Annotated in this window: 13 protein-coding genes; 4 read left to right on the top strand and 9 right to left on the bottom strand. The window is 42.7% G+C overall.

The window, feature by feature from the left end; all coding sequences use genetic code 11:
• Window positions 1-379: 379 nt before the first annotated feature.
• From EO92_RS11280 to EO92_RS17830, 3 genes are all read right to left on the bottom strand, one after another.
• The gene (locus tag EO92_RS11280) at window positions 380-1,255 is read right to left on the bottom strand and encodes a CPBP family intramembrane glutamic endopeptidase (RefSeq protein WP_048171666.1); all 876 of its coding nucleotides are present in this window, start codon (window positions 1,253-1,255) and stop codon (window positions 380-382) included.
• Window positions 1,256-1,257: 2 nt separating this feature from the next.
• Window positions 1,258-2,157 (bottom strand): DUF1616 domain-containing protein, encoded by a 900-nt coding sequence (locus EO92_RS11275; RefSeq protein WP_048171663.1) that lies wholly within the window; start codon window positions 2,155-2,157, stop codon window positions 1,258-1,260.
• A gap of 356 nt (window positions 2,158-2,513) precedes the next feature.
• The gene (locus EO92_RS17830) at window positions 2,514-2,654 is read right to left on the bottom strand and encodes a hypothetical protein (protein ID WP_156165805.1); all 141 of its coding nucleotides are present in this window, start codon (window positions 2,652-2,654) and stop codon (window positions 2,514-2,516) included.
• Window positions 2,655-2,728: 74 nt separating this feature from the next.
• Between EO92_RS17830 and EO92_RS11265 the strand changes: the two genes are divergently transcribed.
• Window positions 2,729-3,625, top strand: coding sequence for an NAD-dependent epimerase/dehydratase family protein (locus EO92_RS11265; RefSeq protein WP_048171656.1), 897 nt, complete (start codon window positions 2,729-2,731; stop codon window positions 3,623-3,625).
• Between the two features lie 119 nt (window positions 3,626-3,744).
• Here the strand turns inward: EO92_RS11265 and EO92_RS11260 are convergent, their stop codons facing one another.
• From EO92_RS11260 to EO92_RS18820, 3 genes are all read right to left on the bottom strand, one after another.
• The gene (locus EO92_RS11260; RefSeq protein ID WP_235283306.1) at window positions 3,745-5,673 is read right to left on the bottom strand and encodes a TIGR04279 domain-containing protein; all 1,929 of its coding nucleotides are present in this window, start codon (window positions 5,671-5,673) and stop codon (window positions 3,745-3,747) included.
• A 97-nt stretch (window positions 5,674-5,770) separates the two neighbouring features.
• Window positions 5,771-6,649, bottom strand: coding sequence for a hypothetical protein (locus EO92_RS11255; protein WP_235283305.1), 879 nt, complete (start codon window positions 6,647-6,649; stop codon window positions 5,771-5,773).
• Window positions 6,650-7,214: 565 nt separating this feature from the next.
• A complete protein-coding gene (locus tag EO92_RS18820) occupies window positions 7,215-7,346 on the bottom strand; it encodes a hypothetical protein (RefSeq protein ID WP_255350346.1) in 132 nt (43 codons plus the stop codon).
• Here EO92_RS18820 and EO92_RS17210 point away from each other — a divergent pair.
• Both EO92_RS17210 and EO92_RS11245 read left to right on the top strand, forming a co-directional pair.
• Window positions 7,345-7,542 carry a hypothetical protein gene (locus tag EO92_RS17210; protein WP_156163931.1) on the top strand — a complete coding sequence of 66 codons (198 nt, stop codon included), beginning with the start codon at window positions 7,345-7,347 and terminating at the stop codon, window positions 7,540-7,542. The genes EO92_RS18820 and EO92_RS17210 overlap by 2 nt on opposite strands.
• A gap of 813 nt (window positions 7,543-8,355) precedes the next feature.
• Window positions 8,356-8,619 carry a hypothetical protein gene (locus EO92_RS11245; protein WP_048171652.1) on the top strand — a complete coding sequence of 88 codons (264 nt, stop codon included), beginning with the start codon at window positions 8,356-8,358 and terminating at the stop codon, window positions 8,617-8,619.
• Between the two features lie 382 nt (window positions 8,620-9,001).
• Here EO92_RS11245 and EO92_RS11240 read toward each other — a convergent pair whose 3' ends face one another.
• The 3 genes from EO92_RS11240 to EO92_RS17825 all read right to left on the bottom strand — a co-directional run bounded on the left by EO92_RS11240 (window position 9,002) and on the right by EO92_RS17825 (window position 11,907).
• Window positions 9,002-10,213, bottom strand: a complete 1,212-nt coding sequence (locus EO92_RS11240) for a CPBP family intramembrane glutamic endopeptidase (RefSeq protein ID WP_235283304.1) — start codon at window positions 10,211-10,213, stop codon at window positions 9,002-9,004.
• A gap of 534 nt (window positions 10,214-10,747) precedes the next feature.
• Window positions 10,748-11,635, bottom strand: a complete 888-nt coding sequence (locus EO92_RS11235) for a DUF1616 domain-containing protein (protein WP_048171651.1) — start codon at window positions 11,633-11,635, stop codon at window positions 10,748-10,750.
• A gap of 101 nt (window positions 11,636-11,736) precedes the next feature.
• A complete protein-coding gene (locus EO92_RS17825) occupies window positions 11,737-11,907 on the bottom strand; it encodes a hypothetical protein (RefSeq protein ID WP_156165803.1) in 171 nt (56 codons plus the stop codon).
• Between the two features lie 789 nt (window positions 11,908-12,696).
• Here EO92_RS17825 and EO92_RS11230 point away from each other — a divergent pair.
• A complete protein-coding gene (locus tag EO92_RS11230) occupies window positions 12,697-13,668 on the top strand; it encodes a glycosyltransferase family 2 protein (protein WP_048171648.1) in 972 nt (323 codons plus the stop codon).
• The last annotated feature ends 257 nt before the right edge of the window (window positions 13,669-13,925 follow it).

The following is a 13,925-nucleotide window of genomic DNA, read 5'->3' as shown; positions in this document are numbered from 1 at the left end:
TTTCACCTGCGGAACGCGGGGAAGAGCTTGGGGAATTGCCCTCAATAGAGGGAGGAATGAACCAAGAAGCCACTCAGTCTTTAGCTGAGTGGTAGTTCACATATTTACATCCCATCTTTTCCTGTACTTTCTTCCCACACTCTGGTGTTTTCCGATTCCATATATTTTCGTTTGCAACTCTGGTAACTTCTCCGATTTTCCTTTTTAATTTATTCTCAAATTCATCTGTTGAAATTCATCTGTTGAAATTCATCTGTTGAAATTCATCTGTTGATATAGTAACGACTTTGATTTTGCATGGGCTTTTAATTTTCACCCAACTTAATTAATTTGTGCGCCATGTTATGTATAGTTTCTTTTATACTTTTTTCAACAGTGTTTATATCAGTCCCAATCCAGGACCCAGGTGTGGAATTAGCCCGAATAAAAATATGTTTATAAAACCGTGAATCATTACTACGAGAGAAAAGCTTTTTGTTCTGTAAAATAAATACCCAAGTGCGCCTCCCGCAAGAAATGTGTATGCCATCTCGTAAGGGGTGCCATAACTTGAATGCATTATCCCGAATAACAGGCTTGCAAGCAGGATGCCTCCCACAGGCCCTAAAAACTCTTCCAGCCTTGTCTGGACAATCCCTCTGAAGATAAATTCCTCTATCAGGCCGACTACAAAAATCATTATAATTGCGAGTTCCAGCAGGTGAACAGGGGATAGATCCGGGATAAGAGGGCTGGTCTGGATTAATAAATACTCTACCTCTGCAAAGATCAAGCCTGCAAGGACAGAAAAAGGCAGATAAATCCACATTTTCCTGAGTAAATCTTTTTTCCTCTCTCCCGGGATTTTTTGATGAATGGATATGATAGTTGCCGGAATTGTCATAGGTACATATATGAATACGAAAGAGTAAAGGGTGGCTTCAAAGAAGATCGGCATTGAAATGTTTACCATGCGAAGAATGGGCAGGAGTATAAGTGCCTGGTGAACTTTGCGTATCTCCATTTTTTTTGAGACCATTATTGAAAGTGAAAGGATGATGAGAATCAGCGTATAGGTTATCGCGGCTTCTTTTATTCTTCCGCTAAAGATTAACAGTTCGGCAAAAGCAATAGCAATAACGGGAGCTCCTGCAGAGAACATCTTTTTTAAGAATCCGGTTTTTTCATCGGTCTGCATTTTAAACATTTTCCCAAGCTCCGGCAAAGAGATCTGTCCTGCTTCCAGTTCTGAAGATGGATAGTCTGGAGATGCCATCTTCAGTCCTCCTTTGTGACATTAATCCAGAGATGCACGTTCCTGTAAGGCACACTTTTTTCTGTTTCATTAAAAAGCAGAAATTCCAGTTTCATGTTCTTTCCCTCAAACGGCGGAGTAAAAGTAACTGGCTCTTTCCAGGATACGTCACGGTCAAGGTTGACATATTTCTGGTTTTCCGGAAGAGGCAGGGAACGATTTTCAAGCCTGATTTCCATTGTATAATCCACAGTCCTGTACTCATGGTTCGTAATCCCTACAACAACTGTTCCACTGTCTCCTAGTGTATAGTTTGTGGGGTAGTTCTCAATCATTCTGTCAGGCCCCAGGATATAAAACTCGGTGAACGCTTCTCCTTCTCTGGGATTTCCTATGACATAAGCAAGGCTGCCAAGAGAGGCCAGAATCGAGATTACCAGTAACATTGAAATGGCTCTGTCGGCTCCGGATCTGGTTTCCCCCCGAGTTTCTCCCAGAAGATCTGCCTTCAGAGCAGAGATAGAGGCTTTGACCGGGACTTCAAAAGCTTCAGCTTCAGGCAGCTGGCGTCTTCTGTAATATGCCGCCCCGCACATGAGAATTGTAAAAATTGAAAGCCCTGCGAGGATGGGAACTTCCCTGATTCCCCAGTTAGTGTAGTTCATTCCAAGGCCCATGAGTGGGACCACGGCAATGCTTAATCCTAAGGAAAGCAGGGCTCTTTCAATTCCGTCAAGGTCTTTTTTTGCAGGAAGTAGAGCCCCTATCAGGGCATATCCTGGCAAGAAAAGGACCAGAAGAAGTCCAAAGATTGTACGCAGAAAGCTTCCGCTGAGTGCGGGCACAAGTATGAAGATATCAGTAAGGATCACAAGACCTGCCACAAGCAGCAGATCCAGAGGAGATTGTCTGTTTCCAGCCATTTTTATCACTGCTAAAATATTTAGTATTCCCTCTTCCTACAATTTATAGTTATGTAAGCTTTCCGCCAATCTTCTATAATTAATTCGATTTATGCTGATTTATGCATATATTCCTATCTTTTTTATACACATGCCGCATTTTACCCTGCTGCATTTTCCCCACTTTACTCAGCCAGCATTCTCTCTTCAGAGATTGTTACTGCAGAATAATGGAAAACCTGAAAGGAATAATCGATTGAGTAAATCGGCTTAATAAACTGGTAAGTAAGCCACTAATTTGAAGAAACATTTTCTGGAAATTATCCAGCCCCCTCAAGCTGTATGGCTAACTGTAAAGCTGTATGGCTAACTGTACTTTACTTCTCAGTTTCTGGTTTATCGTGAAGACCCGAATTCCCAATTTTTTTAATTCCCCTGTACCCATAAGGCTTCTTTCTATGAAAATTTTTTCCCTTCTGAAGGGATTTTTCCTGATAATCATTTCTTATATCTTTCACTATTTTTCCCGAACTAAGGAACTTTCAGGCTCGCACGGAAAATTTTATTTTATACCTCTTCCTTTTCTCGAAACATGAAAGTGCTGATTACAGGAGGAGCAGGTTTCATAGGCTCCCATTTAGCTGAGTATTTCTCAGAAGCAGGTCATAGTGTAAGGATCCTTGACAATCTTACTACTGGTTTTTCCCGAAATATCCCTCAGCACAGAAATGTTGAATTCATCCAGGGGGATATCTGTGATCCCGCTGTAGTTGAAAAGGCGGTCTCGGACATGGACTGCGTCTTCAATGAAGCTGCCCTGGTATCGGTGCCTCTCAGCTGTGAAAAGCCAGTCGAGGCTTTCCGGATAAACACTCTTGGAACACTTAATGTATTGCAGGCATGCGTCAGGGCAGGAGTTGAAAAATTTGTGACTGCATCCTCAGCTGCAATTTATGGGAATAACCCTGTACTTCCTAAAAGCGAGGGCATGTATCCTGAACCTGCCTCACCTTATGCAATCTCCAAACTTGACGGTGAGTATCTGGCAAGAATGTTTTATGAGGACCACGGGCTTCGGACTACCTGCCTGCGTTACTTTAATGTCTACGGTCCGCGCCAGGACCCTAAATCTCCGTACGCAGCCGTTATCCCCCTTTTTTTGGAAAGGGCAAAGGCAGGAAAAGACCTTGTCATTTACGGCGACGGACTCCAGAGCAGGGACTTCGTGCATGTCAGGGATGTTGTCAGGGCAAACGTAGCAGCCCTCGAGCATGGGGATGGTCAGGTCTTCAATGTAGCTATGGGAAAAAGCGTAACAGTCCTGGAGCTTGCTGAGAATATTATTAAACTAACCGGCTCCTCAAGCCAGATCATCCATGCCGCATCAAGGGCAGGAGATGTTCGGGACTCAAGGGCAGATGTCTCAAAAATTGCCGGCTGGTGGAAAGGAGAGATCGAACTGGAACAGGGATTAAAAAGCCTTCTTTAAGTATATAAGGGCCTGATTTTTTAAAACCGGATCAATTATTCAACATGGTAATTTTAAATATCGAATTTAAACAGGAGAAATAATATCTCCTGTTCGTCCTTACTTTTCAAAATCTCCAGTTACTCTTCAGAATCTTCATCTCCATCTTCATTGTTCTGGTCTATTTTCTTCTTTATAATTGTCCCCGTCAGAACGATTACAAGGAAACCTATAAAGAAACTGGCAATTCTTAATCCAGTTTTTCCGTTTTCTTTAGAAGACATCTCAGATTCCATAACTGACCCTGAATTGTCTTGTTGCCCTGCATCTGAAGTTGACTGAACCTCAGTGTCTCCTGTTTTTTCTCCAATCTCAAGGATATTCTTGCTGGCTGTAATTGCAAATGGGGAAAAGCCCGGAGTTTCAGCTTCAAAATAGAGATACTCATCATCTTCGTCTACTTTGTCCGTTTTAAGGGAGTCCCATTGATCTCCGTTGAAATGCTGAAGGGTTATTGCATCCGTGTTAATGTGGTTTTCAGTTATCCATTCCTTGCTTACCCTGAAGCCCACAATGGCGTTTTCAATGTTGTTTGAATTTGCAAAGCCGCCGTTTCCTACCCAGATATTAAGGTGTTTGTAGATCTCTCCTTCAGGCTCGGTGGGAGTAAGTGGGGATTTTCCTTTCAGTTCCTCAATAATGGCTGTTATCTTGCCTGCGGTTTTTTTGGCGCCAAACTCCACATAACCGACAGAGGTAGCTCCCTTTGTGAACTCAAACTTTATCCTGTGGCCATTTGAGACAAACTGCTGGCAGAGCTCTTTTGACTTGACATTTTTCGCAGGTTCAGGGGAACCTCCTGCTCCTCCGCTGCCTCCTCCTTTGCCTCCTTTTCCTCCGTTGTTTTCTCCTGAATTGCCGCCACCGTTTGAATTTCCGTTTGATTTAATCTCGACTGCCATCTGGGAGAGCCCTACCAGTCCCTTTTCGGGGGTATATGCGCCCACAAGGAGGTAATAGCAGCCTACAGGCAGATCGAATGCGGTAAGTGACAGTTTTTTCTGACCAGATTCCCCTATTGCTATGGCTCCATTTCCTTCCCCTATAAGGGTCTGGATTTCTTTCTGAAGCTCGTTCCTGGTCAGTTTAGACCTGTAGTTTGAGGAGGTTATGTCAAATTCATCAATAAGGTCCAGATCGTTTACTATTACTGAAGTTCCGTCCCTGGTGCCATCGGAGTTGATTTCTATGTTTGCTTTGTATGCCTGTTCCTTTATGAGGACTGCTCCGTAGGTGCAGGTGTTTTCGTTGGTAGCTCCTGTTATGCTTATGTCCAGTTCATCCCCTTTTTTTATACTTGAAGGGGAGGAGACGCACAGTTCAGATTCCACAACCACAAAAACTGTTGAAGAAAGGACTGTCATGCTTCCGTCATCATTTTGCTGAACCATAACTATGCAGTACTGGCCTGCACCAAGGCATCCAAGGTCATAGTCTGATAAATCGCCGCAATCTCCGAGTTGAGTAGAATACTTTTCATATTCTCCATCAACGCTGTCCTGGAAAAGGGTGTTTAAATTTTCGATATCTCCTGCCTGGAAGGCATCAAGAAGCCCGTATGCACAGTCCGAGGTCACTTTGAACAGGTAGATATCTACGTTTTCTCCTTCAAGACCGGTCTCTCCGTGGAAAGACATGCTCACATCTTCATCAGGGAGGTAAACGGGGAGGGTGGTATAAGAATCAGTTGAAGGGTATGTTATCGTATAACTTTCTTTTTCTCCCTTATTTAAGGTCCCGGAAGCCCCGCTATATTCTACATATTTAGGGCCTTTATAAGTGAGTTTTATCGGCTGAGGAAGTTGGACTCTTCTACCTTCATTTGGGCATCCCATTGTGATCCAGTTCCCTTCGGCCGGGTCGCTTGTATGGCTCTGGAAGTAAACCACTTTATCGGTAAAGTTTATGTTGCCGAGCTGGTTTACATCTGTTTTTCCACCCCCCGCCATTGCCGGTGCAGAGGTTAATATGAATATCGTTAATATAAGTATCAATAGACTTTTTCTCAATTTACATTCCTCCATATTCCCATTGAATCTGTTTGATTCATCAGTTTCAGGATAGCAAATTGTTTGCATGCTATGGGCTGAAATTCCTATTTTTGCTTCATTTTCTTTTTGAATACATGATAAGGATTAGAACGGCTGCTCCCATTCCTCCCAGCATATAAGCTGTATCTACAGACAGTCCTGTATTTTCAGCAGCTTTGGGCCCCTGAGTTTCTATATCTAAAACAGATGTTTCATTTCCGTTTTCAGGGGGCTGGGCTGGATTTAAGCTGTCTTCAGTATCTTCTGTTTCCCCGGTCTCTTCTACGGGTTCAGGTTCTGTTTCCTCTGAAGGGGCTGGAGTCACAGCTGGGATCTTCCCCTGCTGAACGGTTACTTTTTTCTTGATGCCCCCGACACTTATTTCAAAGTCTCCCGGAGGAACGGCTTTTGTATTATAAGAATAACTGAAATCACCATCCGAATCAGCTTGTATCTGCTGGACAGCTGTGATTTTCAGGGTCACAGTTGAGGCTCCTCCTCTGGTATCCCCATCCATCTTTATCTGGTAGGTTCCCGGAGGGACACTTGACTGCGTCACAGTTGCAGTGTTTCCGGAAGCTTCTGAACTTTTAGTCACCCAGATTAGCATTTTTACCCTGACATTGAGGTTTTTGGCTTCGCTAGCCTGGACTGTGAAGCGGTTTTTGAAACCGTCAGGGATTTTCACGCCTTCCAATATGTACTCATACTCCCCTCCGGATACCGGAACGGCCTTCTCAAAAGTTACCTGTACTTCGATTTCCTCTTCCGGAGATGCACTCCCTTTAATTCGAAGGGTATCTCCAAGAACGGGGTTTTCGGGGGATAAATCCCAGCTGTTAACTGCTGCAGTTGCAGGTGAGATTGTAAGTAAAGCCAGAATAAGAACCGAAAGGGAGAGGATTATAAAGGCAGATGTTTTTCGCCTTTTAGGGGGATGAATGAATTTTTTCATGGGATTTACTCCTTTTCAAACAAGGACATACTACTTATTTTTATTATGTATCTATTTAAATTTTTGTGATAACTAGGTCATAATTATACATTTATAATAATGCTAAAGAACTATCATTCTATAGATTTTTACCGTGAATGTTATATAAATTTCTATTGATAGTGAGTTAAATTCTCTGGATTTCAATTATATGATTTTCTATTCTGTTTGTTTTTTAATAGTATATCCTGAGTTCTACCGACTCCCCAATTTTTTAAATTAACATGACTGCATACTTCCGATTTTCACTTCCTATTCTTTTTTTGGCAAACGTTTTAGTAATGTTATTTGATGTTTATATCCTTTTCTCGCATTTATTCTATAAGCTTCTCAACATTCTTATCTCATAACCTTCTGTATGATACTCTATGTCCTTCTTTAGGTACTGATTCTTCTCTGTATTCTTCTCCCTATGTGGGGTTCTGGTCTATGTGTCTATGATACTACTCTACTATATTTTATATCTCAATCGTTTAATATCTCAGGAAACTTTTTTATAGTATGCACTCTTCCTATATGACTAATTTCACAAAATCTTGAGTATATCTAAGTTATTATTTATGGGAGGTATCTGTATTCTATTAAGCATAATTTCATCAAGTGCAATTTCATCGAGCGCAATTTCCTCGAGTGCAATTTCCTCGAGTGCAATTTCCATGGTTACAAGTCCCGGGCTCCCTCAGTATGGTGCAGCGGTAGTTGTCGGGCTGATTGCCCTTCTTTCTTTAAAGGAGGTCCTTTCGGCATCCGAACACTGGAACAAGGCCCTTAACAGTTCTTTTAACCTGGCAATCCTGCCTATGCTCTTCTGTTTTGCTTTAATTGTTGTTTTCAAGGTTGGAGAGGTAGTATAAATTCCGGGTTTCCGGAATCCTCCCCTCCTTCTTACCACAACTAACCATTTTTTGTGCATTTCTGCACTACAATTTTCTTTTTTAGTGATTTTTTTTCTCGGTGTTTTAGTTACGATTTTCTTTTTCAGGGTTTTCTCAAGTTTTTCTCTGGTTGTTCCCATTTTGTTCTGTTTCTCAGTCCTTTTTGGTAAAAATAAGGCGGATCGAAGCCTGGGGTATTTTAAGCATTCAGGGTCAAGAGCCAGGAATCAGGGGTACATGAAGGACTGAGACGTGAGAATATTCAAAGGCTAAAAAAGCAGAGAAAAGTAAACAATATTGAGTACAGTTAAATATGAAAGTCAGGGCAAGACTGAGACTGGAGAGGCGCTGAATAAAAGATTGACTGCCTTAAGGGACTTTATAACAACTGTCTGCAAGGAATATGTGCCGGATTTTTTGCACAGCTTTATTGTCTATTTTTTTACATCAGTTATTTAATTAATTTTGTTTGTTGGAGCCCGGGTTTTGTGAAATTCGGGTTTCTTATATTCCGTATTTTCTCTCTATTGATGGTTATTTGTGTGTTATAATTCCAAACGTCTCATAACTCTATCCATTTATCACCTCTTCCTTATTTTAAAAACGTACTCAGATGACTTGCCGGGCTTGCTGGGGGACCTACTTACTCTTATTATTTAGAATTAGTAATAAGTATTTTATAGTATGTTGCAGCATTATGTCAGTGATATAACTTTATTCCAATAGTTTATTATTATACCAGTGATTCTTCAGTATCCGGGTATATGCTTTAATGTTTACAGGGGTGTTCGTATGTTGCTAAGCGTAATTTCATCTAGCGTTATCTCTTCAAGCGCTATCTCTTCAAGTGCAATTTCCATGGTTACGAGTCCGGGACTTCCTCAGTATGGGGCCGCAGTGGTTATCGGGCTTATCGCTCTCCTATCTCTAAAGGAAGTCCTTTCCGCATCGAAATCCTGGAATAAATCTCTTAACAGCTCTTTTAATCTGGCAATTATTCCCTTACTTTTGAGTTTTGCGGGGATAGTCGTTTTCAAGGTTGCCGAGATTATTTAATTTCTGTTTTTGAAAAAATTCCCTTTCCATTTAATTTTTTCATTTAATTTTTTCATGCCCTGACTGGTTTTACTTCTCTTTTTGGCTCGCAGGCGTTGTCACAAAATAAAATGAGTATCTTTTTCGATTTGACCTGCTGATTTTCAATTCAAGACTGCGTTGGTTTTTCTGAGGATATCCACACAAAACAACGAAGAGCCATCTGTTTTCTCCCCATGGATGACCTTTTTTCAGGTTTTACTCAAGGCTCTCTTTTTCCCGTTTTTCCTTCATAGGGTCTATCAGGTTTTTCCCGAAGCATAATTAAAAAAGGGGGGGCCCAGAGTACCAATAGCTCCGGGAAAGTTTTCCTAAAAAGAGTTTTTATGATTTCTGTTGGGGTTCAGAAACCCGGCCAAAGGCTTAGCTGGTGAGGCAGGATCCCGAAAAGGAATACATTGACAAAGCCGTGGAGCACAGCAATAAAGGGCAGGCTTTTTGTTTTATGGAAGGCAAGGCCCATGATAAATCCTACAAAGCCAGTGTAGAGGATTTCCTGAATAGTACCGTATCCGGAGTGCATGAGCCCGAACAGGAGGCTTGAAATTATAAGGGCTGCCCACATACCGTGGGCGTTCTCGAGCCGGGTCTGCAGGATTGACCTGAAGATCACTTCCTCAACAAGGCCCACGAAAAAAACCATTACAATGGTGAGCTTAAGCAGGTTTATAAAGGTGAGGTCCGGGATCAGGTAACCTGTCCTGATGGTCAAATACTCTCCAAGCCCGAGTATAAGACCCATTGGGACTGAGAGAATCATGTAGGGTATTATGTGCTTCAGGGTAATCCCTATCTGTTCAAGGGAATCCCGCTGGTGCAGTACAATGACTGCCACAGGAATTGCCAGGGGGCCGTAGATGAAAACGAAGGTATAAAGGGTGGTATCATAAAAGATAGGCATTGAAAGGTTTATCAGCCTGAGCACCGGGAGCAACATCAGGGCCTGGTGGATTTTGTGGACTTCGGGGTCTTTTATGAAGATATTGGAAAGGGAAAGGGCAATCGTGGTGCCTATATGTATCCAGACAGCTGCTCCCATCCTGCCTGAAAAGATAAGGAGTTCGGCAAAGGTTATGCTCAGGACAGGGACTGCAGTAAAGAGCTTGAGTTTTCTGGCTTCGAGTTTTTCCTGGTCAGTTTCTTCAGATTCTTCAGGCCTGGCTGTTTTCCAGATTTTTAGTGGAGGGAGATCTTTCAGGGGGTTTTTTATAATTACGGGATTTCCCGAAGTCATGCGTAAATATGCGAGAAGAATCAGAACTGCTGCTCCTATTCCCCCTACCGTATAGACAATGTCTACATACTGTTCGATTTTCTGGAGTGGTTCGGGATCTTCATGTGAGTTTAAAATAACTCCGGAATCTCCTGTCTCTTCCGGGGCTTCGGCACTTATATGCTCTGAAACGGGCCCCATCTCTGGAGAAGGTGATAACTCCAGGTTGCTACTTGATGCGGCTTCTGGAGAAATTGCCAGTAAAGCCAGAATCAGAACTGAAACGACAATTAGAATATTCAGTTCTTTTTGACTTTTATGAGATTTAATTAATTTTTGCACTGAAATTACTCCTCTTTCAAATCGGGGCGGGTTCAGATCTATTCGGTGTATCTCTTATTAAAGGTTTTTTGCTGGTTTTTTATTATAAAGTCTCAGGGAGACCATGCGGCTCTCATATCATACACGTTTTTATTGTAAATGTTATATAAAGTTTCGTAGACAGTAAACCCCCTTAAATAGCGAGCTTTAACTTTTGTGAACTCAATGGCTACTGAAAAAGGTGAGGTCTTTATAAATATTCACTGGCCTCCGTTCCGAGTTAAATATTGAAATCCAAAAGTAAAAAAGTTCACAAATCCACAGGACCAGTGCAAACGTATTTCACTCATATGGCCCTCTGCCCAGCTTCTCCGACTGACCGGACATGGGGGCTCAGTCTGGATGATTGAGTTTCTTCCACGGAAAGCCCTGGAATGCAGGCAGTAAAGCTTGAACAGGCAGCTGGCATTTAATCTTTAAGGCTGCTAGCCTGAGGATTCCGGGGACCTTTGCTTCCGAAGTCACGTTTTTGCAGGCTCCGGGACTTTTACACCCTCAGCCATCTGTTGAGTTTACATTTATCCAGAGGTGGAGGTCCCTGTAGGGCGTGTTTTTGTCGGTCTCGTTGAAGAGCAGGAACTCAAGTTTCATATCCTTTCCTTCGACCGGTGGAGTGAGTGTTAGAGGTTCTTCCCAGGTTTCGTTATGGGCAAGCGTTACCTGTTGCAGATCTTCGGGCAGGGGCAGGGTTTTGTTTTCAAGCCTTACTTCCATTGTATAATTTACTGGCCTGTATTCATGGTTTACGACCCCAACAATTACTGTCCCGCTCTCTCCGAGTGTGTAGTTTGTCGGGTAATTGTCAGCCATCCCTTCAGGTCCGAGGACGTAGAACTCTGTGAAGTGTTCCCCTTCTTTTGGGGTGACAACTACATAGAACAGAGTTGTAACAGAAAGGAGGATGGACAGGACCAGAATAACTGTGAGAGCCCTGTCGAGTCCCGGTTCAGGTTTTTCCAGGATTTCGGCTTTAAGCGCGAGTGCTGTTTCTTTGAAGGGCACCTCGAAAGCATCGGCTTCGGGAAGTCCTGCCCGCCTCAGGTATGCAAGCCCGCACATTGCAATGGTGAACAGTGACAGGCTTATCAAGATTGGTAGAAGCCTTATTCCCCAGGGGGTGTAGTTAAGGCCGAGGCCAATCAGGGGCACGACTGCAATGCTCAGCCCGAAGGATAGGGCTGTCCTTTCGATCCCGTCAAGGTCGGATTTTGCAGGAAAGAGTGCCGCAATCAGGGCATACCCGGGCAGGAAAAGTACAAGGGGCAGGCCAAGTATATTGCGGAGCACAGTTTCACTTAATCCGGGCGTAAGTACAAAGAGATCGGTAAGGATCACAAGCCCAATAACGGTCAAGAGGTCTGATGGAACTTTTTTTCCGGTCATTAAGGTCATCCGGCGTATAATTTAAAAAATTATTATATTTCTCCAGTTTCTTTCAGGAGAGTAACTATCTTTTTCTCATACATTTTATTCTTTCGCTCTTTTTAGGGGTTTCTAGGGCTAATCCCTGTCGTTTTAATGCGGGATACCGTCGCCAACTCTTCAACAATGCGCTGATTGATGACGTTTTTGTACTTTCCAACCTGTACTCTATTGTCAAGTTTTGTTCTGGAAGCTGCAAATATGTCTGCGAATTTATTCGGGGGAGCTGTCACTTTTCCTCAAGCATTCGGTGTTTCCCTGATTAATTAGCTGGGATTATTCCTAAATGGCCGCAAATGGTATCTCATATTCTTTCTTTTCACGCACTGTGCAAGGCTTGAGCCCGCCTGCGTAAATAAGATAAATGAACTCAATAGCCGGGCTTGAATTTATAACATAAAAAGCTCAACCATGTATCAGAGGACGACTTTTTGCTTAAACTTGCTTAATTTCAGAGTATGCTTTTCCCGTCAAGCCCGGGCAAACAGATTCAATTTGATTTTTTTCATATTCACCGGTTTCATTTTTTTTCCTCTCTTCTGCAGATGCGGCAAGTGGGAGATGGAGTTGAGTTGAGCTCTAAAGTTTCAGACCCCTTGAAATAAATTCCCTGGTATCCGGGAGAGCCTGCGGCACCAGAGCGCAGAATCTCGTGTTCTTATGATATTGTTTTTTTCGGAATCTTTTTTTTATTTTTGATTACTTATACTTTTTATCTTCAGATTTCCTATGCTTTTTGCAGGCGCGTATCTCAATCATATAATGTTATATTTATCATACTAAAGACTCTACCGATATTATTATAACTCATTTATAATTCTGTCACAGTGTGGCTGTCAATATATTTATATATTCGTGCCCCAGATTCAAGTCTATAAAAAATTTAAGTGCATTTGGTATTCAAACCAACCTTTAAAAATTCAAACAATCAGGCCATCACTGGCATTAAGTGGCTTTTAGCCGCTATAATTTCTACTTAATAATACAAACTTCATAATATAAATTTCAAAGGGGTCATACAAATGAGTAACGAACTGCTTGTGGGCAACAGTACCCAGTACCTAACCCATAAAGAGAACCAACGTTTCAGGGGGATATCCTCTCAAAATATAACCGCTATCCTTCCGGCTTACAATGAAGAAGTCTCAATCGGAAGCCTGGTCCTTCTCACCAAACTTTATGTCGATAATGTAATCGTTGTCGATGACGGCAGCACTGACCGGACAGCTGAAGTCGCCAGGAAAGCCGGAGCTGAAGTAGTGGCTCACCAAACCAACAAGGGAAAAGCCGAAGCCCTCAAAACCGGCTTTAAAACTGCAGCCGACCTCGGCGCAGATATTATAGTTACAATGGACGCGAACGGCCAGCACAACCCTGCTGACATCCCCAAGCTCGTTGTCCCTATCATTAAAGGAAATGCCGAGATGGTAAACGGCAGCCGCTACCTTAACTATCCGGACAAAAACGCCCCCATCTACTGCCGCATCGGCCAGACCATGCAGGGCAACGCTGTAAAAATGAACTTTGACCTCAAGATTACTGACTCGCAGAGCGGGTTCCGTGCCTTTGCAGCCTCTACAAAAAACATCTTCCGGTTCAGCGGCAAAAAGATAGCCATAGAAAACGAAATGCTTGCCGATGCAGGCAGGTCAGGCGTCCGCATAACTGAAGTCGAGATCGGAGCTTTCAAGCCCTCCGAAACCTTAACCAGAAACCCGGTAAAGTACATCACCGGAGCCCTGAAGGCCGTGGGTGAGGATATGGAAGCCAACAGGCCCCTGTACTTCTACTCGGTGCCGGGCTTTGCCCTTGCAACATGCGGTTTCTATATGGGTTTCAAGTTACTTGAGACCGTTTTCCTGGGCAGTGCAAGCCTTAACTTCGGGCACACCTTCCTTATGGTCTTCCTGTCCCTTGCAGGTGCATACATGACCCTCAGGGGAATTGTGGCGCATTCCATGGCAGGAGCTACCAGGCAGAGCGAGTCCGTTTAATTATTTGCTTTCAGCCCCTCTTTTAAATTCTTTTCATCTATACCGGGGGGCTGAATTATTTTTTTGGGACTGAATTATTTTTTTTGGGACTGAATTATTTTTTTAATGGCAATTTCTTGATTACCCTTCTTATTTTTCCAGGCATTTCTCTCCTTTCCGTCGAAAAACAAACTTAACTTATTCATTTTTCAGGTATTCATCTTTCGCCTGGAGAGTCTTATTTTTTCTTATTTTACCGCCACATAAAAATGCGGCAA

This window comes from Methanosarcina sp. 2.H.A.1B.4 (assembly GCF_000979385.1).
Lineage (GTDB): Archaea > Halobacteriota > Methanosarcinia > Methanosarcinales > Methanosarcinaceae > Methanosarcina.
This window is presented reverse-complemented; position numbering and strand designations above follow the sequence as displayed.